Source organism: Saccharopolyspora soli (genome assembly GCF_022678645.1).
GTDB lineage: Bacteria > Actinomycetota > Actinomycetes > Mycobacteriales > Pseudonocardiaceae > Saccharopolyspora > Saccharopolyspora soli.
On record NZ_JALBWV010000020.1, the window covers coordinates 81,490 to 102,781 of the forward strand.

Here is a 21,292-nt window from a genome sequence, read left to right on the forward strand (position 1 = left end):
ATCATGCGGATGGGCGAAGGTGTCGAGTGGGGCTTGCACTGCTGCCTCGCGTTGGCGTGGCTGGACGAACCCGTGCCGACGGCACGCCTCGCCGCCCAGTTCGACCTGCCCCCGGCATACCTGAACAAGCGCCTGCAAGCACTGGTCAAGGCCGAGATCCTCACTTCCACGCCGGGGGTTCGCGGCGGTTTCCGGCTGGCCCGGCCGCCGGAGAAGATCACGCTGATGGACGTCGTCGCCGCGCTCGAAGGTCCCGAGGACGCGTTCCGCTGCGCCGAGATCCGCCAGCGCGGCGCCGGGGCTGACGCACCGACCAGCGAGTTCCGCAAGCGCTGCGGTGTCGATGTCGCCATGCGCAAGGCCGAGTTGGCCTGGCGCCGCGAACTGGCGGCGCAGACGATCGCCGACCTTATGGCGGCGGCGCCGCGCCGCGCCGCAGACCGAGTACGGCGCTGGCACTCGGTCGGCTGATCTCGACAACACCCTGCTGACCAGGGTCGACCTGTCTGGAGAATCTGGATGTCTGATGTCCTGATTTCAACCCGCCACCGCGGCCTGGCGGCCACCCTGGTGCTGGCGCTGGGCACCTTCGCGGTCGGCACAGACGCGTTCGTCGTCGCCGGATTCCTGCCATCGATGGCCGAATCCCTGCACACGACCACAGCCGCCGCCGGACAGTCGGTGACGGTCTTCGCGGTGGCCTACGCGGTCCTCGCCCCGGTCCTGGCGACCGCGACCGCCCGCGTCCCGCGCCGGACCCTGCTGGTCGCCGCGCTCGCGGTGCTGGGCATCGCCAACATCGGCTCGGCCATCGCCCCGAACCTGGCAGTGCTGATCGCCAGCCGGGTGCTCGCTGCGGCCGGTGCCGCCGTGTACACGCCGGGCGCGGGAGCGGTCAGCGCGGCACTGGTGCCACCGGAGCTCCGCGGGCGGGCGCTGTCCGTGGTCGTCGGCGGACTCACGATCGCCACCGCACTGGGAGTGCCGCTCGGGGATGTGGCCGGTGCATGGCTCGGCTGGCGCGCAGCCCTCGGCCTGGTTGCTGCACTGTGCCTGCTCGTCGGCCTCGGTGTGTACCTGATCATGCCCGCCTTGCCGGGCGGAGCTCGCGTGCCACTGCGCAACCGGCTCGCCCTGCTGCGCCGGCGCAGCGTGCTGGCGGTGCTACCGCTGACCGTGCTCGGCATGGGCGCGAGTTACACGATCTACGCCTTCAGCGTCCCGGCGCTGAAAGCCGTCGGCGTCGCGGAGAACGCGACGACGCTGATGCTGTTCCTGTACGGACTCGGTGCGGTGGTGGGCAATTTCCTGTCCGGCTACACAACGGACCGCTGGGGGCCGACCCGAATCCTCGCGGTCGGCTACCTGAGCATGGCGCTAGCGCTGGCGCTGCTCGGCTGGTTCGCCTGGACCGGCTCGACGGCGCAGCCGGTGGTGGCGTTCCTGGTGCTGGTCTGGGGCGCGAGCACCTGGACCCAAACGCCGCCGCAGCAAACCCGACTCATAGACGCGGCACCGAGCGAAGCATCAGTCGTGGTGTCCCTGAACGCCTCGGCGATCTACCTCGGCATAGGAACCGGAACCCTCCTCGGCGGCCTCCTGATAACAACGAGCCCAACCCTCGTCTACGCGGCAGCAACCACCATCGCCACCCTCGCCGCGGGCTACCTGTTCGCCACGCGGGGATGATCGGGGCCTCCGCTGATCACCTGAATGTGCGGGCGGCCCGCGCCAATATCGCCCGCGCTTCATCGCCTTCGGCGGCAACGCTCCACAACCGATCGGTCAACTTCCGGTAGATGCCGACCTGATCAGGATCTGTGATGCGGAGTTCTGCGGTGATGTTCTCGACCAGCACTTGATCATCGAGGATCCAGTACCCCCGCAACACGACGTGCGGGACTTGATGGGGACATGGGCAACAGGCCGATGCGGACGTTGGGCAGCCCAATCGCCATCCCCAACCGATCGGCCTGCGCCGCCATGACTTCACGAGGTGCGACCGGATGCAGCAACGCGGCCTCGGAGATCAGGATGTCGATCTCTTTGTCCGGGCTGTAAAGCACTTCCTGCCGCCGAAGCCGCTCCCGAACCGCCTCATCCAAATCCCGCGGAACATCGAACAGATCCGCTTGACTCGCGAACGTGGCACGAGCGTAGTCAGCTGTCTGCAACAGGCCGGGAACCACGGCCAGACTCACACCGCGAATCGCGGTGGCCTGTTGTTCCAAACCGCCGATGTGCGCCTGTTTGGCACCGTGCCCGCTGCGAAGCTGGCTCCCGTCGGCCGACGATTGAGCGACGCGGCGCAACTGGCCATCGTCCTGCGCCAGGCGCAATGGGACATCGACAACCTGGCCTTCGAACTGCCGACCGACCAGGCCGGTACAGCGGAATGTCGCAAACTGGCCGATGAACTCACCGAACTCGCCACCCTGCTGCGCCGCTACCCCGGTTGACCATCAGCGGTGCTTTGCCCTGTGGCGGGCCACCGCGTCGTTGTTCGCGCAGCGCAATGAGCAGTACGTTCTCCGGCCGTTTCGGGACGTGTCCACGAACGCTCGGTCGCATGCTTCGCGCGCGCATCGGCCGAGGCGGTCGGCTCCCGCGAAGCAGACCACGTAGGCGAGTCCGGCCGCTGTGATCGCTCGAATGCGCGCCGCCGCGTCCGCGTCCGGCGAACTGTAGTGCAGGTGTGGATGGCCGTCGTGCAACGAGATGTACGGCTGGCTCGCGGCATCGGCGAGCATTCGGTTGATCACTTCGCACCGCTGTCGCAGATCTCGCCGGTCGAAGCAGTCGGCCAGCCTCTCGCACCAGCGTGTCAACTCTTCGACGTGCTCGGGCGCCAACGAGGATTCCGCCACGCCGTGGGCCGACAGGATCGACTCCACCTGCGCGGACGTGAGCGGCCCGGTCGCATTGACGAGATCCGCCGCCAGGCGGGCCGCTTCGCCGCCGTAGTCGTTGAACCGCACCTCGTCACCTCCCAGGCGATCCGGTCACAGGACCCTCAGCTCGCGACCGTCGAGGAAGATGCCGATACGTCCGCAGCCGCACCTCCGGTAGGTGACCTCGCCCTGAGACGTCCAGTGCCGAGACAGCACCTGCCACCTCGCCCGGTCCGCCGGACATTTCCGAGATCCCTCGTTCGCACGGGTAGCAGGCATGGCTACAGCCTGGTGTCAGGGGCTAATGCACTTCAACCATTACATCGACACGACCCAGGCGGCCGAGGTGCCGTTCGCACCGAGTTCGAGCAGGTGCCGTTTACCCGGCGGTCGAGTCGGCCGTGGCACTGATCGGCGTCAGCATCCGGTGGGGGTTCTCAAGGGCGCGGGCGACGCGGTCGCTGCGGCGCATCGCGTTTGCGCCAGGGCCGAGGCTGACGACGAGGTCGTCGGGGCCCGGCGTCTTGCCGCACGCGCGGCATCGCCCGGAGTCGTCGACGTCGGTGTCGCATGCCGCGTGGCTGAAGATCCGGGAGGGGTGCGGTCCGCTCGTGTAGCGCTCGCCCCATTTGGACAGCGAGAAGATCGTGGGCCACAGCGCCAGGCCAGCCTCGGTGAGCAGGTACTCCGGATGCCCACCCGAGTCCTCCCTGGTCAGCACACCGGCTCCGACGAGGGTATCGAGCCGATCGGTGAGCACGGCTCGGGAAATGTCGAGGTGCTCGCGCAGGTCCGTGAAGCGGCGCACCCCGTAGAAGCAGTCGCGCAGGATCAGCAGGGTCCAGCGCTCTCCGACCACTTCGAGCGCGCGGGCGAGGAAACAGCCCTGCTGGTCATATCCGGTTCCCAGTGCCACGTCGCCATCGTACCGATGGCATGGTCTGTTCACCAGACCATGCCTATGCAAGGATGGTCTGGTGAACAGACTGAGTGTGGGCGAAACGACGAACCAGCGCGTCGAAGGTGCACGTGGGTCTTTTCCGGCGGCGCTTGCGCTGACGTCGCTGAGCACGTTCGCAGCCATGCTGGCCTACGCGGGTCCGTTGGGAAACGCAGCGACGATCACCGCCGCGCTGAGCGCCGCATCGGGAGCCACCATGTGGATCCTGAGCTCGATGAGCACCGGCCTTGCGGTGAGCCTGCTGACTGCGGGCGCGCTGGCCGACCAGTCCGGTCGCCGAAGGGTTTTCGAACTCGGCGCGTGGGTGTTCGTGGCCGGTTCCGCGGTGTGCGCCACCGCGACCACGGCGGCGCAATTCGTCATCGGACGACTCGTCGAAGGTGTTGGTGCGGCCGGTGTTATCGCGACCGGGTTGGGACTCGTGGCCGCGGTGAACAGCGGCGCCGCAGCCCGGTCGGTTTCCGCCAGTTGGTGGGGCGCCAGCATGGGCCTGGGCATCGCGCTCGGCCCGCTGCTGACCGGTCTGTTCGACCTCGCGGACCTGTGGCGCGCACCGTACTGGCTGCTCGCCGCGGCTGGGGCGAGCATCGCCATCGCCGCGCGATGGTGCTTCCCCGAGACGGCGGTGATTCCAGGCAGGCGTCTGGACCTGGTCGGCGCCGCGTTGATGACCGGCGGGCTGGGGCTGCTGCTCGTCGCGCTGATCGAAGCGCGCCAAGGTGGTCTCGCCCTGGCCCTGCTCTGCGCCGGTGTTGCAGTGGCCGCGTTGGTGGCTTTCGCGATCAGCCAACTCCGGAGCCGGTCGCCGATGGTAGAGCTGGCGCTGTTTCACCGAGGCGACTTCGTGGCCGCCACGGTGGCGGCGACGGTCACCGGTGCCGGTGTGATCGCGCTGATGTCGTTCGCCTGCACGTTCCTCGTCACCAGCATGGGGATGAGCACCTTCGGAGCTGGCGCCGCACTCGGGCTGTGGTCCGGCGCCAGCGCCGTCTCCGCCGTGCTCAGCCGTCGGCTGGCCGCGCGGCTGACCGGGACGGCGCAGCTGGCGATCGGCCTCGCAGCCACGGGCGCCGGCCTGTTGCTGCTTACCGGACTGGAGCCCGGTTCGACCATCGGACGGCTGCTGCCCGGCCTTCTCGTGGCAGGCGTCGCCACCGGCGTGCTCAACGCCGGTCTGGGACGGCAGGCGACTGCCACCGTCCCGCCTGACCGCGCCGCAGTGGGCGTCGGGATGAACAACACCACCCGCTACGTCGGCGCCTCGATCGGGGTCACCGTCGTCGGTGTCCTCGCCGCCGCCCCACGTGACGACATCGCCGCCCAGTTGTCCGGCTGGAATCACGTCGCCGTGCTCACCGGCATCATCTCCCTCGCCGGGGCCGCCGCCGTGCTGGCGCTGCACCGACGCCAGCGAAGATGAAAGACACTCCACTGTAGACAAGGAACCGCAGGACATACCGGAGCGCGGGCATCGTGGCGAGCAACGAATTCCGCCGTAGGGTCAGGACTAGCGGGAGAAGTCCGCGGTCAGCCAGCGGTCCGGTCGGATCTCGACGTATTCCGGCCCGCCATTGCCGTTTCCACCGCTGAGTTCCCACTCGGCCCACTCGTCGACCGCGTCCGCGGGCAGGTACCGGCGGCCGATGCTGGCGAGTTCTTCCTTCGTCGGCGGTTCCTGCCTGACGACTGTCCCCTCAACGGTGACGTACTTGTACGGCACCTCCGGATGTTGCACCGAGAAGGACAGCTTGCCCGCTCGCCTGATGAGCCGTGATTTGCGCTTGCCCTGCCTGGTGACGACGGCGATGTTGCCGCCCGGCTGGTACGCGTACCAGGTGGGTAGCGTCGCTGGCGGGCGATCGTCGTCGCTGATCACGCTCAACACGCCGACGCGGGGTTCCGCCAGGAACTGCTCGCGTTCCTCCTGGCTCAACTTTCGCGACCGACCCAAGTTCTCGTCCAACTGCCTCTCCTCGGACATCCACCCTCCTGAAACTCCTGGCTGCTGATGACGATGTCCAACCGGTGCGCCGCGCCACTATTCCAGCCGCTCGTCGGGGAGTCCCACCTCATGGGACGAGGGTCATCGGCGCAGGCCGTTGAGCACGGCTCGGGCGACCGGAGTTGGGTGTTCCTCTTCGAGGTCGAGGGGCTGCCTGGCGTTACAGCGGGGGTTGCGCCATGAAGCGCGGCGTTCGTCGGCGATGCGGCTGAGCGGCGTGCACGAGGAAGGGGTGGCGAAGGTAGACGTCCCCGAGCGTGCCCGTCGCCAGCGACGTCCGAGAACAGGAAGAGCATCAGCAGCGCGCGTACCCGAGACCGGAGGTTGAGCCTGCCCTCCCCCTGCGGTCCGGCATAGCTGGCCTCGACGTGCCATCCGTCGTCGCCGGGCTCTCGGGGACTCGGGAAGCGGACCGGGAAGGAGCCGAGGCCGACGCGCGGCACCCAGCACCCCTCGCCGACCAGCTGATCGAACGCCTCATGCAACACGGGTGTGGTCGCGGCCGCCTGAAACGGCGGTGTGGCGAAGCCGCGCACGAGCACCTACGGTCCGAGCCGCTGCCGCGTCGTGAGTGGTTGTGGCCGCCATGACGGCGATTACCACTCACGACCCCGAGGCGAGCCCCAATCCTCTATCTGTGGGCCGACGGTGCACGTCAAATCCGGCTCGTCTTGACGATTGCTCAGTGACCGCCGCCGATGAGTTCTGCGCACTTCTTGGGTCTACCGGACAACAGACCCTGGAGGAGTGAGCATGAGCAAGGTGATCGCTGACATCTCGATGTCGCTGGACGGATACGTCACCGCACGCGGCGTGGACCAGGAGCACGGCCTCGGCATCGGCGGCGAGGCGATCCACGCATGGGTGCTCGAAGAGCCCCGCTCCCCCGTCGATGAAGCGGTGCTGGCGCACAGCTTCGAGAGGACCGGCGCCGTGGTGATGGGGCGGCGGCTGTACGACATCGTGGACGGCCCGAACGGCTGGAACGACGACATCGGGTACGGACACGACCAGAACCAGTCGGCCGCACCGCCGTGCTACGTCGTCACCCACGAACCGCCCGCCCAGGTGCGGCTCGCGTCCAGGTTCCGGTTCGTGACCGAGGGAATAGCGGAGGCCATCGACCAGGCCCGGACGGCTGCAGGCGACAAGGACGTCGTCGTCATGGGCGGCGCGAACGTCATCGACCAGAGCCTCGCGGCGAGGTTGGTCGACGAGCTCCGCATCCACCTGTCACCACTGGTGCTCGGCGACGGCACGCGGCTGTTCGACCTCGTCGGCCCGACGACGCTGGTCCAGCGGGAGGTCATCGAGTCACCGCGCGCGACGCACCTCACCTACGAGGTCGTCAGGGACTAAGGGGCCAACCCGAAGCCGCTAAAAGATCTTCATCCACAGGTCTCCTGACAATTGCTCAAGCTGCGAGCGTCGGAGGGAAGCGGCTCACGACCACCTCCGGTCACGCCCAGTCCGCACGAATTCTCAGGCGCGTAGCAGGCCGGTTGGTTTTCGGCGGGTGCGCACGCGGTAGCCGACCGGGATCGTGCAGCCAGGCGTCTCGTGGGTCGCGCGGGCGGCGGTCTTCGCCGAGAACTCGATGCCCAGCACCGCTTGGAGACTCTCCCGATCGTCGAAGCGCCACAGGGTGTCCACCGAGACGCTGTCGAAGTCGTGGCGCTGGAAGAACGCCTCGATCGCGTCCGGGTCGAGCTGCGGCGCATCCGCCCGCATCCAGTCGCCGTACGGCGCGCGGGATGCGTCGAGGTCGACGATCGCGATCATGCCGCCGGGTCGCAGCACCCGCTCCGCCTCGGCCAGTCCGGGTTCGCAGCCGGGGCCGAAGAAGTACGCCGTGCGGGCGTGCACCAGGTCGGCGCTGGCGTCCGCGAGCGGTAGCTGCTGGGCAGGCGCGATCCGCACGTCAGCACCGGGCGTCGCGGCCAGCCGGTGGCGGGCCCGCTCGGCCAGCGGCGGATGCGGCTCGATGCCGATCACAGTGCGGGCTGTCGCGGCGAACAGCGGCAGGTGGAAGCCGTCACCGCAACCGATGTCGACCACGTCGAGCCCGGCCCAGTCGCAACGCTCCCGCAGCGCCCGCCACAACGCGCCGGTGCAGTCCTGGGCGCGGTTCTCGGTCTCGTAGACCTCCGGCCAGTGCCAGATGTTCGGGCTCGGGGTGACCTGCGGCCGGGCCGGTTTCCGCCAGGTGCGCATCAGGTCGGGATCAGCCAGAACAGCATCATCCAGGCGACCGCGGCGGAGGGCAGCAGGGAATCCATCCGGTCCATCAGACCGCCGTGGCCGGGCAGCAGGTTGCCCATGTCCTTGATGCCGAGGTCGCGTTTGATCAGCGACTCCATCAGGTCGCCCAGCGTCGCGCTGCACACCAGCGCTGCGCCGAACAGCGCGCCCTGCCACCACTGGCCGTCCAGCAGCAGCGTCACCGACAGGACCCCGGCCACCACCCCGACCAGCATCGATCCGCCGAAGCCCTCCCAGGACTTCTTCGGGCTGACCTTCGGCGCCATCGGATGCCGTCCGAGCAGCACGCCGAAGGCATATCCGCCGGTGTCCGAGGCGACCACCCCGATCATGAAGCACAGCGCCCGGAACGCACCGTCCTCCGGCCGCACCAACATCGCCGCGAACGAGGCGAACAGCGGCACGTAGGCGGCGGTGAACACCGAGGCGCTCACGTCCCGCAGATAACCGTCGACCCCGTCGCGGAACCGCCACGCCAGGCACGCCAACACGGTGATCGCGTAGGCGACCAGGATGCCGCGCAACCCCAGCCAGGACAGCCAGACCATCGCCTGCCCACCGACGAGGACCGGGATCAGCGAAACCCGGATCCCGGCGCCGCGCTTGAGCGCGCTGGCCAGTTCGACGGTTGAAACGGCAACCGCCGCCGCGACGATACCGATGAAGACGAACCGCACCATCAGCAGCGAAAGGATGATGGCGGCACCGAGCACTATCCCGACGCCGACGGCGGCGCGGAGATCGCGTCCGGCCCGAGAAGGACGCGAGGGCGGGTCCGGGGTGTCAGCGGACATCCCGGACTCCCCTTCGCACTGGCCGGCCGTCACCACTCAGACCTCTAGCAGTTCTGCTTCCTTGTGCTTGACCAGCTCGTCGATCTGGGCGACGTAGCGGTGCGTGAGGTTCTCCAATTCCTTCTCACCGCGGGTGCCCTCGTCTTCGCCAGCCTCGCCGTCCTTGACGATCCGGTCGATCTCTTCCTTGACCTTGCGCCGGATGCCCCGGACGGTGATCTTGCCTTCCTCGCCCTTGTGCTTGGCGAGCTTGACCATCTCCTTGCGGCGCTCCTCGGTCATCTGCGGGATCGACACCCGGATCAACTGGCCGTCGTTGGACGGGTTGACCCCGAGGTCGGAGTCCCGGATGGCCTTCTCCATCGCCGCCAGCTGGCTGGCGTCGTAGGGCTTGATGACCACCAGCCGCGCCTCCGGCACGGAGACACTGGCCAGCTGGTTCAACGGCGTCGGCGAACCGTAGTAGTCGACGACGATGCCGGAGAACATCGCGGGGTTCGCGCGGCCGGTGCGAACGGTGGCCAGGTCGTCCTTGGCGACCTCCACCGCCTTTTGCATCTTCTCCTCGCCTTCGAGAAGAGCTTCGTCGATCACGGCTGCTCCTTAAGTCTGCCGACCGGTGGACATTGCAAGTGTCGCCTGCTGCGCGGCGCGGCCCCAGCGCGGGCCCGCTCCAGATCAGGATCCAGCACGCTCAGGCCGACGAGGCGGCCGGGGTGCTGACCAGCGTGCCGATCTTCTCACCGCTGACCGCGCGGGCGATGTTGCCTTCTTCCAGCAGGTTGAACACCAGGATCGGCATGTGGTTGTCCATGCAGAGGCTGAAGGCGGTCGCGTCGGCGACCTTCAGACCGCGTTCCAGCACCTCGCGGTGCGTGATGTAGTCGAACAGCTTCGCGTCCGGCGTGGTCTTCGGGTCGGCGGTGTAGACCCCGTCGACGGCCTTGGCCATCAGCACCACCTCGCAGCCGATCTCCAGTGCGCGCTGCGCCGCGGTGGTGTCGGTGGAGAAGTACGGCATCCCGGTACCCGCGCCGAAGATGACCACCCGGCCCTTCTCCATGTGCCGCACGGCGCGCCGCGGGATGTAGGGCTCGGCGACCTGGCCCATGGTGATCGCGGTCATCACGCGGGTGTCGATGCCGTGCTCGCGCTCCAGGAAGTCCTGCAGGGCCAGGCAGTTCATCACGGTACCCAACATCGCCATGTAGTCACCGCGCGCGCGTTCCATGCCGCGCTGCTGCAGTTCGGCACCGCGGAAGAAGTTGCCGCCGCCGATCACGATGGCCACCTCCACGCCATCGGCGACGATCTCGGCGATCTGCCTGGCGACCGTGCCGACCACATCCGGATCGATCCCGACGCTGCCCCCGCCGAACATTTCGCCGCCCAGTTTGAGCAGCACTCGGGTATAACCACGCTGCGCTGGGCCGTCGTCGGTCACTGGTTCCTCCCACGAGATTCGGTAGGACTGGTTGGAGGTGTGCGGGTTGGCGCTGCTCCCGGTGGGGAACAGCGCTGGAAATGCGGTGCGGATCGGTCTGCTCGCCGACGGCGCCACGACCTTGCGAAAGCGCCCCGCCTTGCGAATCAAGGCGGGGCGCCGATGCCGTATCCCATGGCCGTCGACCGACCGGTCCACCGCGCCCGGTGGACCGACGACACACTACCCACCGGCCCACCCGGCCTGCCGCCGGAGCGCGGGCGGTCAGGCTTGGCCGACCTCGAACCGGGCGAAGCCGGTGACCGTCACGCCAGCCTCGTCCAGCAGCGCCTTGACGGTCTTCTTGTTGTCCTGCACGGACGGCTGGTCCAGCAGCGCGTTCTCCTTGAAGAACCCGTTCAGGCGACCCTCGACGATCTTCGGCAGCGCCTTCTCCGGCTTGCCCTCGGCCTTCGCGGTCTCCTCGGCGATGCGCCGCTCGTTGGCGACGATGTCCGCCGGGACGTCGTCGCGGCTGAGGTACTTCGGCTTGAGCGCGGCGACCTGCATGGCGGCACCGCGCGCGGCCTCCTGGGCGGGGCCGGTGTACTGGACCAGCACGCCGACCGCCGGGGGCAGGTCCGCGGAGCGGCGGTGCAGGTAGGTGGCCACCTCGCCGTCGAACTTGGCGACCCGGCGCAGCTCCAGCTTCTCGCCGATCTTGGCGGACAGCTCCTGGATGACCTCGGCGACGGTCTTGCCGTCCAGCGGGGCCGCCAGGGCGGCCTGCAGGTCAGCGGCACCGGCGGCCTTGACCGCGGCGACGACCTTGTTGGCCAGCTCGATGAACTCGTCGTTCTTGGCGACGAAGTCGGTCTCGCTGTTCAGCTCGATCAGCACGCCGCCGTCGGCGGCGACCAAGCCCTCGGCGGTGGCGCGCTCGGCGCGCTTGCCCACGTCCTTCGCGCCCTTGATGCGCAGGCTCTCGACGGCCTTGTCGAAGTCGCCGTCGGCCTGCTCAAGAGCCTTCTTGCAGTCCATCATTCCGGCGCCGGTCAGCTCGCGAAGACGCTTGACGTCGGCCGCACTGAAGTTCGCCATCGTGCGTTTTCCGTCCCTCATTAGTTACGCAGCTTCGAAGGTCTTGCAGACATCGGCCGGGCCGCGCCCCTGGCGTTCGACCAGCTCAGCGGGGATGCGTGCCCGGCACGGGGTGGCATCTGCCAGTGTGCCCGGCAGACAACGAGACCGCGCTGCGCGCCCGCCGTGCGACGGGCGCGCAGCGGGCGGACTCAGGACTGCGCGGCCTGCTCGCCGCCCTCCGCGGCCTGACCGGAGCCAGCCAGCAGCTCCTTCTCCCACTCGGCCAGCGGCTCGCCGCCAGCGGGCTTCTCCTCGCCCTCCGGCGCACCGTTGGTGCGACCGCTGCGGGCCATCAGCCCTTCGGCGACACCGTCGGCGACCACGCGGGTCAGCAGCGCGGCGGACCGGATCGCGTCGTCGTTGCCCGGAATCGGGTAGTCGACCTCGTCCGGATCGCAGTTGGTGTCCAGGATCGCCACGACCGGGATGCCCAGCTTTCGGGCCTCGCCCACGGCGATGTGCTCCTTCTTGGTGTCCACGATCCACACGGCGCTGGGCACCTTGCTCATGTCGCGGATACCACCGAGGGTCTTTTCGAGCTTGTCCTTCTCGCGGGTCAGCATCAAGATCTCCTTCTTGGTGCGACCCTCGAAACCCCCGGTCTGCTCCATGGTCTCAAGTTCCTTGAGCCGCTGCAGACGCTTGTGGACGGTCTGGAAGTTGGTGAGCATGCCACCGAGCCAGCGCTGGTTGACGAACGGCATGCCGACCCGCAGGGCCTGCTCGGCGATCGCTTCCTGCGCCTGCTTCTTGGTGCCGACGAACAGGATCGTTCCGCCGTGCGCGACCGTCTGCTTGACGAAGTCGAAAGCCCCGTCGATGTAGGTCAGTGTCTGCTGCAGGTCGATGATGTAGATGCCGTTGCGCTCGGTGAAGATGTAGCGCTTCATCTTCGGGTTCCAGCGGCGGGTCTGGTGCCCGAAGTGCACGCCGCTGTCGAGCAGCTGTTTCATGGTGACGACGGCCATGGCCTGATTCGCACCTCGTGAGTCGGGCGCGCTGGTGGGGCGCGCGATTTGGTTGCCGCGACGAACCGGGTGGTCCGTCGCCCTGGTACCCGCCCGGCGACCCCCGCCCGGGTTCGGCGAAGAACTCGGGACCGCGAGGGCACCGGCACCCTGCTGGGAGCAGCAGCGTCCGAGGTGTCGAACTCGGTACTGTGCCACCTGGTGGCCGACCATGACGGTCGAGCCACCTGCGCAGGCATGCGGGCACGCGAAGTCGGTCCGTGCGGACACGAAACCGCGAGAACAGTGTACTGGACGCCCAGGCTGCCCCGATCGTGGCGTACGAGTTGTCCACAGCCTCCTGGTTTGTCCACAGATTTCGATTTCCCCCTGTTCACCGGTGGTCGTCCGCGGCCACCGTGGAGCCATGCGCCTGTTGATCTCCACTTTGCTCTGCTGCGGGTTGACCGCCGGTTCGATAGGGCTCGCCGCGGCACTCGCCGAGCCGCCCGGCCGGGCTGTCGCGCGGCCTGCCGCATCGGTGCCGGACTCGCGGTTCGGTTGGCCGCTGGCGCCGCCACCTGCGGTCGCGCGGCCGTTCGAGGCGCCGGAGCACGAGTACGGGCCGGGGCACCGCGGCGTCGACCTGGTCGGCGAGGTCAGCCAGCCGGTGTTGGCGGCCGGGGACGGCCTGGTCGTCTACGCGGGCTGGATGGTGGACCGCAACCTGGTGTCGATCGAGCACGTCGACGGGCTGCGCACCACCTACGAGCCGATCGCCCCGGTGGTCGCGGTCGGCGACCAGGTCACCCGCGGACAACCGATCGGCCACCTGGAGCCCGGTCATCCGCAGTGCACCGCCGAGCCACCCGGCACCTGCCTGCACTGGGGCGCCCGGCGGCGACTCGACTACCTCGACCCGCTGCGCCTGCTCGGCTTCGGCCACGTCCGCCTGCTGCCCTGGACCTAATGCCGCCGCGGTTGTCCTGTCTTCCAACTCGTTTTGCACAGCGGTGCCGGTGTCAGAAGCCTTCTCGGTCCGGGATCCCCGACATCATGTATGCGCAATACACCACGTCGAGGCTGTCCTCCCGAGATAGCTCGGGGTGCGGGGTGTCCCCGCACGGCACCGCCTGAGAACCCGCCGCAGTGCCAGTGCCGTAGGTGGGTCAAGCGGCTTCGCCGCTTAAAAGCAAGATCAAGGACAGGCACTGAAACTGACCCCTCATGAGGACCGGGCAAGCGGTCAGTTTTAGGCAGTGACCGGCCGTTGTTCAGGACGGGGTTCGGATCGCTCAGTTCTGCTCGGTGAGTTTGGTGCGCAGGCGGAGGACCGCTCGGGTGTGCAGTTGGCAGACTCGGGATTCGGTCACCCCGAGCACCTTGCCGATCTCGGCGAGCGTCAGGTTTTCGAAGTAGTAGAGCGTGACCACCACGCGGTCCCGTTCGCTGAGCCGCTCCACCGCCTCGGCCAGCTGGCGTCGGCTGTCCCGGTCCACCAGCGCCGCCACCGGGTCCTCGGCCCGGTCGTCGGGCAGCGTCTCGGCCAGCGACGCCTGCGCCGGTCCGGCGCCGATCAGGTCGTCCAGCGCGATCACGCTGGTCATCTGCAACTGCGCGAACAGTTCGCGCAGTTCCTCCACCGACAGTTCCAGTTCGGAGGCCAGTTCGGCGTCCGTCGCGGTGCGCTGCAACTTCGCTTCGAGACGTTCCAACGCGCGTTCCACGTCGCGGGCCCGGCTGCGCACCGACCTCGGCACCCAGTCCTGGGCGCGCAGGTCGTCGAGGATCGCGCCGCGGATGCGCTGCATCGCATACGTCTCGAACTTCAGCCCGCGTTCCGGTTCGAACTTCTCGATCGCGTCGACCAGGCCGAAGATCCCGGACTGGATCAGGTCCGAGACCTCGACGTGCGACGGCAACCCGGTGCCCACCCGGCCCGCCACGTACTTGACCAGCGGCGCGTAGTGCAGCACCAGACGGTCCCGCAGTTCCTGGTCGCGGCGCTGCCCGAACGCCTGCCAAAGCGCGACGATGCCAGCTTCGATCTCGTCGGCGGTGCGCTGGTCCGCTCCGGCAGCCGGTTCAGCGGTCGCCAGGGACAACCCGCGCCGCCGCACGTAGTCGTGGACATGGCCGTTGGCCGGGCCGCCTTGATCACGCGCGGTCACCGGTACCGAGGTCGATCTCGCGGCCGCCGTGTCGGCGCCGCCCCCGGCGTGGTCAGGAACGGGGGTGGGTTCGGTCATGGATCGCCTTCAACCGTTCAACGGTCACGTGGGTATAAAGCTGGGTCGTTGCGAGCGTAGCGTGACCAAGCAACTCCTGAACGCTACGGAGGTCCGCACCGCCCTCCAGCAAATGGGTCGCAGCCGAATGCCGCAGTCCGTGCGGGCCGACACCCGGGGCGCCGGAAACCGCTCCGACCGCGTCGTGCACGACTCGCCGCACCGCACGCGGGTCGAGCCGTCCACCTCGGACACCCAGGAACAATGCGGCATCCGAGGATTCTCGAACCAGTTTCGACCGACCAGCTGAGAGCCATCGACTGATCGACTGATCAGCTGGTAGGCCGAACGGCACAACGCGTTCCTTGTCACCTTTACCGATTACGCGGATCAGCCGGTGCTCGCGGTCGACGTCGTCCACGTCCAGCCCGCAGAGTTCGGCGACGCGGACTCCGGTGGCATACAGGAGTTCGAGCACGGCGTGATCCCGCAGTGCCACCGGATCTCCTTGTTCCGCGCCCATCGCCGAAGCTCGCATCGCCGCACCTGCCTGGTCAGCGCGCAGCACGGCAGGCAGTTTCCGCTGCTTCGACGGCACCGCAAGCCGCGGACCAGGGTCGATCGACAACAGCCCGGCGCGGAACGCCCAGCCGGTGAAGGTGCGCGCCGACGCCGCCCGGCGGGCGAGCGTCGCTCGACTCACACCGTGCGCATGTTGCGCGGACAACCATTCCCGCAAGATGGAAATGTCCAACACAGCAAGGACAGCGTCGTCCGCCGAGTCCACCAGGTGGCCCAGCATTGAGACGACGTCGCCGACGTATCCGCGAACGGTGTGCGCGGACAACCCGCGTTCCGCCGCGAGGTGTCGTTCGAACGCGTCGACCGCGGCACCGAGCGATTCGGGCAGTTTCGAGCGAGCCACCCGGAAGTCCGGTCTTCGCGATTCGGCGGAACCTTTGTGGGCCATGCCTCGACGCTCGCCGCTGTACCGGCGTCGGTCAAGCATCGCCACGCCGTTTCATGATCATTTTCGATCTTCGCTGAACCTGTTTCCGGTGGCGGCGCTGGTAGCGGAACCTCAGCGGCGTCTCGACGGCACCGATCCTCGACATCTCGCACTTCCGGCTCGCGCATCGTCATGCCCTCGCCGACCACCCCCGTTCGGACCGCGCCACGAATCCGGCCAACTCCAATTCCGGCAGCAGCGCCCGGACTTTGCCCAGCGGCAGCCCCGAATCCCTGGCCAGCTCGTCCGCGCTGGCGCAGTCCATGCCGGTCAGCGAATCGTGCAAGCGCTTCGCGTGCGGATGCAGCCCGTCGGTTCGGCGGGCCTGGCCGGGGATTTCGACCGACGGTCGGGCGCCGAGCGGGCTCAGCGCTTCGAGGATCTCCTCGGTGCGCGTGACCAGCACGGCTTGACCGGACCGCACCATCCCATGGCATCCCACCGAGTTCTTCGAGGTCACCGGCCCAGGCACGGCCAATACCGGTCGCCCCAACGCATCGGCGGTGTTCGCGGTGTTGGCGGCGCCACTGCGCGACCCCGCTTCGACCACCACGGTGGCGCGACCGGCCGCCGCGATCAGCCTGTTCCGAACCAGGAAACGGTGCTTTCGCGGCGGCGTGCCCAGCGGGTACTCGCTCACCACAGCACCTTGTTCGGCGATGGCGCGCAGCAATCTGCTGTGCCCGGCCGGGTAGTCGACGTCGACACCGCAGGCCAGGAACGCCACTGTCAGGCCACCCGCGGCGAGCGCGCCACGGTGCGCAGCCCCGTCGATGCCGTACGCCGCCCCGGAAACGACGGTGAATCCCGCCCTCGCCAGTCCGTGCCCGAACTCCGCCGCCACGTGCTCGCCGTAGCCCGACGCGGCTCTGGCGCCGACGACCGCCACCGTCTGCCGCATCGCTTCGGCCAGTGGCACCTCACCGCGGACCCACAACGCGATTGGCTCGGCCATGCCCGGCAGGTCGACCGATCGCGCCCCGGACAGACTGGCGAACACCTCGTGCGGCCATTCGCCATCCTCCGGCACCACGAGGCGAGCACCGGCAGCCTCGGCGGCCACCAGCATCTTCTCGCCCGAGACGTGCTCTCGCCGCGCCTCGACCTCCGCGGTGACCGCCGGAGGCGCTTTGTCCTGCTGGATGATGCCAACCGCCCGGCACGGGCCGTGTTCCGCGACGAACCCCGCCAACGCCGGGGCGGGCGGTTCGGCAACGCCCACCAGAAAGGCCCGTGCCAGAAGCAACTCGCGCTTCGCCTTGGCGGTCCTCCTTTCGCATCCGGTCATCACGCCGCCCTCCGATCCCGGAACTCCAAGGCCGCCGCCACGTGCTCGGTGTCCGGTTGGGCCCGCCCGTCGAGGTCGGCCAGCGTCCAGGCGACCCGCAGGCACCGATCGGCACCCCGAGCCGTGATCGCACCGACCTCCAGCCCGCGATCGAGCAGGGCCGTCGTCTCGGTGGGCAACGCGAAGTCACGGCGCAGCACCGGGCCCGGCACCTCGGTGTTGGTCTGCCAACCGTGCTCCGACCACCGCTGCCGGGCGGCGTCCCGCGCGGCCTCCACCCGTTTGCGCACCACTGCGGTGCTCTCCGGTTCGGCACCACTGTGGACGGTCATCGCGGTGATCGGCCGCATCCGGACCCGCAGGTCCACCCGGTCCAGCAGCGGTCCGGACAGCTTGCCGAGGTAGCGCCGCCGGACCTGCGGCGGGCACTGGCAGTCCAGGTCCCGAGCCGGTGCGCACGGACACGGATTCGTCGCCAGGACCAGCTGGAACCGCGCTGGGTAGCGCAACGTTCCGTCGCGCCGGGCCAGCCGGACCTCGCCCTCCTCCAATGCGGTTCGCAACGCCTCCAATCGTTTCGGGCCCAGTTCGCAGGCTTCGTCCAACAGCAGCACGCCGCGATGCGCACGACTGACCGCGCCCGGCCGAGCCAAGCCGGTACCACCGCCGATCAACGCCGGGATCGACAGCGACGAGTGCGGCGCGACGAACGGCGGGGTGCGAATCAGCGCAGCCGACTCGGTGAGGTCCCCGGCCACCGAGCGGATCGCGGTGACCTCCAGCGCCTCCGGCCCGGTCAGGCTCGGCAACAGCCCGCACAGGCGCTTGGCCAGCATCGTCTTGCCGGTACCCGGTGGACCGACCATCAGCAGGTGGTGACCGCCTGCCGCCGCGACCTCCAGCGCCCACCGCGCCTCCGGCTGGCCGAGCACATCAGCGAGATCCGGCAGGTCAGCGGCCGGTGGCGCATCTACCGGCGGCGGATAGCGGTCGAGCTCGGCGAGCTCGCGCAGCCAGGCCACCACGTCCCGCAGATGCCCGGCGCCCAGCACCTCGATGCCGTCCACCAGGTGCGCTTCGGCCAGCCCGTCCGCAGGCACCACAGCACGGCGCATACCCGCCTTGCGGGCCGTCAGCAGCGCTGGCAGCAACCCGCGAACGGGCCTGATCCGCCCGTCCAGCGCGAGTTCGCCGAACAACACCGTGCCCGCCAACCGGTGCGGGGGGACCAGCTCCGCACCCGCGAGCACCGCGCACGCCAGCGCCAGGTCGTACGACGTGCCGGTCTTGGGCAGCGCGGCCGGGGACAACGCCAGCGTCACGCAGGTCGCTGGCCAGTCCTCCCGGCAGTTCTGGATCGCCGCGCGCACCCGGTTCTTCGATTCCTGCAGGGCGGTGTCGGGCAGCCCGAGCAACTGCACCGATGGCAGGCCGCCCTTTCGGACATCCGCTTCGATCTCGACCAGCACACCGTCCACACCGAACAGCGCGACCGCCCAGGTTCGCCGCAGTGCCATCTAGAACACCCCCTCAAGGTGCTTGATGCACGCCCGCTCGCCCGGCGGCCACAGCACCGACACGACGTCGAAGCGCACCCGGCAACCAACCAGCTGGCGCGCGGCCAGCCAGGCCCGCGCCACGTTCCGGATCCGGTTGATCTTCTCCGGCGCGACCGCGTAGAGCGGGCCGCCGTAGTCGACGCCGGAGCGGGCCTTCACCTCGCAGCACACCACGGTGTCTCCGTCGGTGGCGACGATGTCGAGTTCTCCTTGCGGGCACCGCCAATTCCGGTCCAGCACGGTCAGCCCGCGGCGCTCCAAGTGCGTGGCCGCCAGCCGCTCCCCTTCGACGCCCAACGCATGTCTGCGGCCCTTGCTGTCGTAATCGGACAACGGACCCACGATCTTTTTCCGGCGCACGACTTTCCTCCTCGATACGGCATTTCGGATTTCCGCGCCGGTCTCCGAGGGTTTCGTGAGCGGATTTCACCCAGTGCGCCAACAGATCCGAGCACGGTCGATGCATCCAACGTGCCCGGATTCAGCGCCGATCACCAGTACCAGTTGGAAATCTGTGGATAAACCAGTCCCCTGTGGACAACTCGGATCACTCGGATGAGTGGGGATAGTTCGGTGTCCGGCCGAAGAATTCAACCGCGCCGTAGCGGCAGGCACCCGTTTTCCGCCAATCGCGCGAAACCTTCGAAAACAAAAAGCTCGGGCGGTCGCAATGACCGCCCGAGCGTTGTCGCTTGCCTCAGGAACCGAACGGGCCGCTCTCCGGCAGCCGGAGATCCGGTTTGTCCAGTTCCTCCACATTGACGTCCTTGAACGTGATCACCCGCACGTTCTTGACAAAACGCGCTGGTCGGTACATGTCCCACACCCACGCGTCCGACATCGCCACCTCGAAGTAGACCTCCGAATCGGAGTTGCGCACCTGCACGTCCACCACGTTGGCCAGGTAGAAGCGCCGCTCGGTCTCCACGACATAGGTGAACTGCCCGACGATGTCGCGGTACTCCTTGTAGAGCTGCAGCTCCATCTCGGTCTCGTACTTTTCGAGATCCTCGGCGCTCATCGCTGTGCGAGCCCTTCTGAGTTGCCGTTGCGACTACAACACCTCATTGTCCACCACATCCCCGTCAGAAGCATCGAACAAACCGGGTTTGCTGGTCACGGTTCGCGGCGAGCGCATCCCGTGCCGCTGGGCCGCAGCCACCACGTTCGCGAACGACCACCGGTGCTCGGCACACGGGCCGAACCGCGTCAGCCGCGCCGAGTGCACCGGGGTGCTGTACCCCTTGTGCTCGTCGAACCCGTAGTCCGGGAAGCCGATGTGCAACCGCTCGGACATGAACCTGTCGCGGGTCACTTTCGCCAGCACCGACGCCGCAGCCACACAGGCCGCTACCAGATCGCCCTTCACCACGGCCACACTGGGCGAGGCCAGCCCCTGCACCCGGAATCCGTCGGTCAACACGTAGCCGGGGTGCAGGCTCAGCTGCGCGACCGCGCGCCGCATGCCCTCCAGGTTCGCCACGTGGATGCCCAGCGCATCGACCTCCTCCGCGGAGATCACGATGGTGGACCAGCCCAGCGCCCGCGCGGTGATGCGCTCGTACAGCCGCTCCCGGTCGGCTTCCGAGAGCACCTTCGAGTCCGTCAGGCCGTCGAAGCTGCGCGCGTCACCGGGCTTGAGCACGCACGCGGCCACCACCAGCGGGCCCGCGCACGCGCCGCGCCCGGCCTCGTCCACACCTGCCACCGGTCCGAGTCCCCGGCGGTCCAACGCGCTCTGGAGAGCCCAGTTGCCACTGCTGCGCCGGATCACCGACCTCGGCGGCCGGAACTCCGTCACCGCCACGTCGAATTCACTCCGGCGACCGTCGCTTGCGCACCACACCGACGAGCCTACGACTCGCCCATACCGTCGGGAATGCCGCGGCGAACCCCGCGCCCAGCGGCATCCCGGCCTGCCAGCCGGGCGCACCCAGCGCGGTGGACTGCGGGTTCGGTTCCGGAATGCTCTGCCAGCGGGTCGGCGGCAGCACGATCACCTGGGCCTTGCCGATCACGTTCTCCACCGGCACGGCACCGTTGGTGCCACCACCGCCCTGGACCCGCGAGTCCGCCGAGTCGTTGCGGTTGTCGCCCATCACCCACAGATGTCCGGGCGGGACCGTCACCGGCTTGAACTCGTCCTGACCGACCCCCCGCCCCGGCTCCCAGTACAGGTAGGGCTCGTTGAGCGGCTTGCCGTCGACCAGCACCCGGTTCTGCGCGTCGCAGCACTCCACGGTCTGACCGCCGACGGCGATCACCCGCTTGACGAAGTCCTTCTCGTCCGGTGCGCCGAAGCCCAGCAGCGACGCCGCGCCCTGCAGGGCTCGGGCGACGGGGTTGGTGGTCTCCTCGGTCTCGAACTCGTTCTGCACCCAGGGCTGCGGGCCGCGGAACACGACCACATCGCCCGGCTCCGGATCGCTGAACCGGTAGCTGACCTTGTCCACCAGCACCCGGTCGTTGTTGCAGCCGGTGCACCCGTGCAGGGTCTGTTCCATCGACTGCGACGGGATCACGTACACCCTGGCCAGAAAAGCCTGGATGAGGACCGTCAGCACCAGCGCGGTGATGACCAGGATGGGCAGCTCGCGCCAGAACGAGCCCTTCTTCTTGCCCTTGGGCTTGCGGCGGCGGGAACCGGCCCCGGACTCGTCCGGAGCACCGCTTCGGTGCTCCGCGTCGTGTGGGTCTTCCGCTGATCCGCTGCGCATGACGTCGGCCACCCGGCCAGGCTACTGGAACCCTGCCGGGCGTCGACGCGCTCCCCCGACACGCGTAA

General features: G+C 68.6%; 25 protein-coding genes. 6 read left to right on the forward strand and 19 right to left on the reverse strand.

Features of this window, described 5'->3' with window-relative positions:
• Nucleotides 1-3: 3 nt before the first annotated feature.
• The gene (locus MOQ72_RS17240) at nt 4-471 is read left to right on the forward strand and encodes an RrF2 family transcriptional regulator (protein ID WP_242184729.1); all 468 of its coding nucleotides are present in this window, start codon (nt 4-6) and stop codon (nt 469-471) included.
• Nucleotides 472-519: 48 nt separating this feature from the next.
• Complete coding sequence (locus tag MOQ72_RS17245) at nt 520-1,689, forward strand: MFS transporter (protein ID WP_242184730.1); 1,170 nt, start codon at nt 520-522, stop codon at nt 1,687-1,689.
• 16 nt (nt 1,690-1,705) lie between these two features.
• Here the strand turns inward: MOQ72_RS17245 and MOQ72_RS17250 are convergent, their stop codons facing one another.
• Both MOQ72_RS17250 and MOQ72_RS45580 read right to left on the reverse strand, forming a co-directional pair.
• Nucleotides 1,706-1,858: a hypothetical protein gene (locus tag MOQ72_RS17250; protein ID WP_242184731.1), complete on the reverse strand. Its 153-nt coding sequence runs from the start codon at nt 1,856-1,858 to the stop codon at nt 1,706-1,708.
• A gap of 4 nt (nt 1,859-1,862) precedes the next feature.
• Nucleotides 1,863-2,201 carry a Scr1 family TA system antitoxin-like transcriptional regulator gene (locus MOQ72_RS45580; protein ID WP_372495431.1) on the reverse strand — a complete coding sequence of 113 codons (339 nt, stop codon included), beginning with the start codon at nt 2,199-2,201 and terminating at the stop codon, nt 1,863-1,865.
• Between the two features lie 57 nt (nt 2,202-2,258).
• Between MOQ72_RS45580 and MOQ72_RS45585 the strand changes: the two genes are divergently transcribed.
• Nucleotides 2,259-2,459 carry a hypothetical protein gene (locus tag MOQ72_RS45585; RefSeq protein WP_372495432.1) on the forward strand — a complete coding sequence of 67 codons (201 nt, stop codon included), beginning with the start codon at nt 2,259-2,261 and terminating at the stop codon, nt 2,457-2,459.
• Between the two features lie 3 nt (nt 2,460-2,462).
• Here the strand turns inward: MOQ72_RS45585 and MOQ72_RS17260 are convergent, their stop codons facing one another.
• Both MOQ72_RS17260 and MOQ72_RS17265 read right to left on the reverse strand, forming a co-directional pair.
• A complete protein-coding gene (locus MOQ72_RS17260) occupies nt 2,463-2,978 on the reverse strand; it encodes a CGNR zinc finger domain-containing protein (protein ID WP_242184734.1) in 516 nt (171 codons plus the stop codon).
• 292 nt (nt 2,979-3,270) lie between these two features.
• Nucleotides 3,271-3,807, reverse strand: a complete 537-nt coding sequence (locus MOQ72_RS17265) for a winged helix-turn-helix transcriptional regulator (protein ID WP_242184735.1) — start codon at nt 3,805-3,807, stop codon at nt 3,271-3,273.
• Between the two features lie 61 nt (nt 3,808-3,868).
• On the opposite strand from MOQ72_RS17265, the gene MOQ72_RS17270 reads away from it, so the two are divergent.
• Nucleotides 3,869-5,272 carry an MFS transporter gene (locus MOQ72_RS17270; RefSeq protein WP_242184736.1) on the forward strand — a complete coding sequence of 468 codons (1,404 nt, stop codon included), beginning with the start codon at nt 3,869-3,871 and terminating at the stop codon, nt 5,270-5,272.
• An 87-nt stretch (nt 5,273-5,359) separates the two neighbouring features.
• Here MOQ72_RS17270 and MOQ72_RS17275 read toward each other — a convergent pair whose 3' ends face one another.
• Nucleotides 5,360-5,833, reverse strand: coding sequence for a pyridoxamine 5'-phosphate oxidase family protein (locus MOQ72_RS17275; protein ID WP_242184737.1), 474 nt, complete (start codon nt 5,831-5,833; stop codon nt 5,360-5,362).
• Nucleotides 5,834-6,607: 774 nt separating this feature from the next.
• Between MOQ72_RS17275 and MOQ72_RS17280 the strand changes: the two genes are divergently transcribed.
• On the forward strand, nt 6,608-7,213 hold the full coding sequence (locus MOQ72_RS17280) for a dihydrofolate reductase family protein (protein ID WP_242184738.1): 606 nt from the start codon (nt 6,608-6,610) through the stop codon (nt 7,211-7,213).
• A gap of 123 nt (nt 7,214-7,336) precedes the next feature.
• Here MOQ72_RS17280 and MOQ72_RS17285 read toward each other — a convergent pair whose 3' ends face one another.
• From MOQ72_RS17285 to rpsB, 6 genes are all read right to left on the reverse strand, one after another.
• Nucleotides 7,337-8,068, reverse strand: coding sequence for a class I SAM-dependent methyltransferase (locus MOQ72_RS17285; protein WP_242184739.1), 732 nt, complete (start codon nt 8,066-8,068; stop codon nt 7,337-7,339).
• Nucleotides 8,068-8,910: a phosphatidate cytidylyltransferase gene (locus tag MOQ72_RS17290; protein WP_242184740.1), complete on the reverse strand. Its 843-nt coding sequence runs from the start codon at nt 8,908-8,910 to the stop codon at nt 8,068-8,070. Before MOQ72_RS17290 ends, MOQ72_RS17285 begins: the two co-directional genes overlap by 1 nt.
• 36 nt (nt 8,911-8,946) lie before the next feature.
• The gene (gene frr / locus MOQ72_RS17295; RefSeq protein ID WP_242184741.1) at nt 8,947-9,504 is read right to left on the reverse strand and encodes a ribosome recycling factor; all 558 of its coding nucleotides are present in this window, start codon (nt 9,502-9,504) and stop codon (nt 8,947-8,949) included.
• 100 nt (nt 9,505-9,604) lie between these two features.
• Nucleotides 9,605-10,354, reverse strand: coding sequence for a UMP kinase (gene pyrH, locus MOQ72_RS17300; RefSeq protein ID WP_242184742.1), 750 nt, complete (start codon nt 10,352-10,354; stop codon nt 9,605-9,607).
• 264 nt (nt 10,355-10,618) lie between these two features.
• Nucleotides 10,619-11,434, reverse strand: coding sequence for a translation elongation factor Ts (gene tsf / locus MOQ72_RS17305; RefSeq protein ID WP_242184743.1), 816 nt, complete (start codon nt 11,432-11,434; stop codon nt 10,619-10,621).
• A gap of 191 nt (nt 11,435-11,625) precedes the next feature.
• Nucleotides 11,626-12,444, reverse strand: coding sequence for a 30S ribosomal protein S2 (gene rpsB / locus MOQ72_RS17310; protein WP_242184744.1), 819 nt, complete (start codon nt 12,442-12,444; stop codon nt 11,626-11,628).
• Nucleotides 12,445-12,850: 406 nt separating this feature from the next.
• Between rpsB and MOQ72_RS17315 the strand changes: the two genes are divergently transcribed.
• Nucleotides 12,851-13,393: a M23 family metallopeptidase gene (locus MOQ72_RS17315; RefSeq protein ID WP_242184745.1), complete on the forward strand. Its 543-nt coding sequence runs from the start codon at nt 12,851-12,853 to the stop codon at nt 13,391-13,393.
• Nucleotides 13,394-13,718: 325 nt separating this feature from the next.
• Here MOQ72_RS17315 and whiG read toward each other — a convergent pair whose 3' ends face one another.
• The 8 genes from whiG to lepB all read right to left on the reverse strand — a co-directional run bounded on the left by whiG (nt 13,719) and on the right by lepB (nt 21,236).
• A complete protein-coding gene (gene whiG, locus MOQ72_RS17320) occupies nt 13,719-14,672 on the reverse strand; it encodes an RNA polymerase sigma factor WhiG (protein ID WP_242184746.1) in 954 nt (317 codons plus the stop codon).
• The gene (locus MOQ72_RS17325) at nt 14,647-15,621 is read right to left on the reverse strand and encodes a tyrosine recombinase XerC (RefSeq protein WP_242184747.1); all 975 of its coding nucleotides are present in this window, start codon (nt 15,619-15,621) and stop codon (nt 14,647-14,649) included. The genes whiG and MOQ72_RS17325 overlap by 26 nt, the downstream gene beginning before the upstream one ends.
• 169 nt (nt 15,622-15,790) lie before the next feature.
• Entirely contained in the window at nt 15,791-16,948 is a 1,158-nt protein-coding gene (gene dprA, locus MOQ72_RS17330; RefSeq protein ID WP_242184748.1) for a DNA-processing protein DprA, read from the reverse strand.
• Nucleotides 16,948-18,465: a YifB family Mg chelatase-like AAA ATPase gene (locus MOQ72_RS17335; protein ID WP_242184749.1), complete on the reverse strand. Its 1,518-nt coding sequence runs from the start codon at nt 18,463-18,465 to the stop codon at nt 16,948-16,950. Before MOQ72_RS17335 ends, dprA begins: the two co-directional genes overlap by 1 nt.
• A complete protein-coding gene (locus MOQ72_RS17340) occupies nt 18,466-18,867 on the reverse strand; it encodes a YraN family protein (protein WP_242184750.1) in 402 nt (133 codons plus the stop codon).
• A gap of 337 nt (nt 18,868-19,204) precedes the next feature.
• Nucleotides 19,205-19,528, reverse strand: coding sequence for a DUF2469 domain-containing protein (locus MOQ72_RS17345; protein ID WP_010305976.1), 324 nt, complete (start codon nt 19,526-19,528; stop codon nt 19,205-19,207).
• Between the two features lie 33 nt (nt 19,529-19,561).
• Nucleotides 19,562-20,314, reverse strand: a complete 753-nt coding sequence (locus MOQ72_RS17350) for a ribonuclease HII (RefSeq protein ID WP_242184751.1) — start codon at nt 20,312-20,314, stop codon at nt 19,562-19,564.
• A gap of 7 nt (nt 20,315-20,321) precedes the next feature.
• Nucleotides 20,322-21,236 (reverse strand): signal peptidase I, encoded by a 915-nt coding sequence (lepB, locus tag MOQ72_RS17355; RefSeq protein ID WP_242184752.1) that lies wholly within the window; start codon nt 21,234-21,236, stop codon nt 20,322-20,324.
• Nucleotides 21,237-21,292 lie beyond the last annotated feature (56 nt).

Excerpts from the sequence above, each read along its gene's own strand:
- MOQ72_RS17285 (WP_242184739.1), bottom strand. The coding sequence starts at position 8,068 with ATGCGCACCTGGCGGAAACCGGCCCGGCCGCAGGTCACCCCGAGCCCG.
- dprA (WP_242184748.1), bottom strand. The coding sequence starts at position 16,948 with ATGACCGGATGCGAAAGGAGGACCGCCAAGGCGAAGCGCGAGTTGCTT.
- rpsB (WP_242184744.1), bottom strand. The coding sequence starts at position 12,444 with ATGGCCGTCGTCACCATGAAACAGCTGCTCGACAGCGGCGTGCACTTC.
- MOQ72_RS17280 (WP_242184738.1), top strand. The coding sequence starts at position 6,608 with ATGAGCAAGGTGATCGCTGACATCTCGATGTCGCTGGACGGATACGTC.
- tsf (WP_242184743.1), bottom strand. The coding sequence starts at position 11,434 with ATGGCGAACTTCAGTGCGGCCGACGTCAAGCGTCTTCGCGAGCTGACC.
- MOQ72_RS17335 (WP_242184749.1), bottom strand. The coding sequence starts at position 18,465 with ATGGCACTGCGGCGAACCTGGGCGGTCGCGCTGTTCGGTGTGGACGGT.
- MOQ72_RS17315 (WP_242184745.1), top strand. The coding sequence starts at position 12,851 with ATGCGCCTGTTGATCTCCACTTTGCTCTGCTGCGGGTTGACCGCCGGT.
- MOQ72_RS17275 (WP_242184737.1), bottom strand. The coding sequence starts at position 5,833 with ATGTCCGAGGAGAGGCAGTTGGACGAGAACTTGGGTCGGTCGCGAAAG.
- MOQ72_RS17325 (WP_242184747.1), bottom strand. The coding sequence starts at position 15,621 with ATGGCCCACAAAGGTTCCGCCGAATCGCGAAGACCGGACTTCCGGGTG.
- MOQ72_RS17240 (WP_242184729.1), top strand. The coding sequence starts at position 4 with ATGCGGATGGGCGAAGGTGTCGAGTGGGGCTTGCACTGCTGCCTCGCG.
- MOQ72_RS17290 (WP_242184740.1), bottom strand. The coding sequence starts at position 8,910 with ATGTCCGCTGACACCCCGGACCCGCCCTCGCGTCCTTCTCGGGCCGGA.
- MOQ72_RS17345 (WP_010305976.1), bottom strand. The coding sequence starts at position 19,528 with ATGAGCGCCGAGGATCTCGAAAAGTACGAGACCGAGATGGAGCTGCAG.
- MOQ72_RS17245 (WP_242184730.1), top strand. The coding sequence starts at position 520 with ATGTCTGATGTCCTGATTTCAACCCGCCACCGCGGCCTGGCGGCCACC.
- whiG (WP_242184746.1), bottom strand. The coding sequence starts at position 14,672 with ATGACCGAACCCACCCCCGTTCCTGACCACGCCGGGGGCGGCGCCGAC.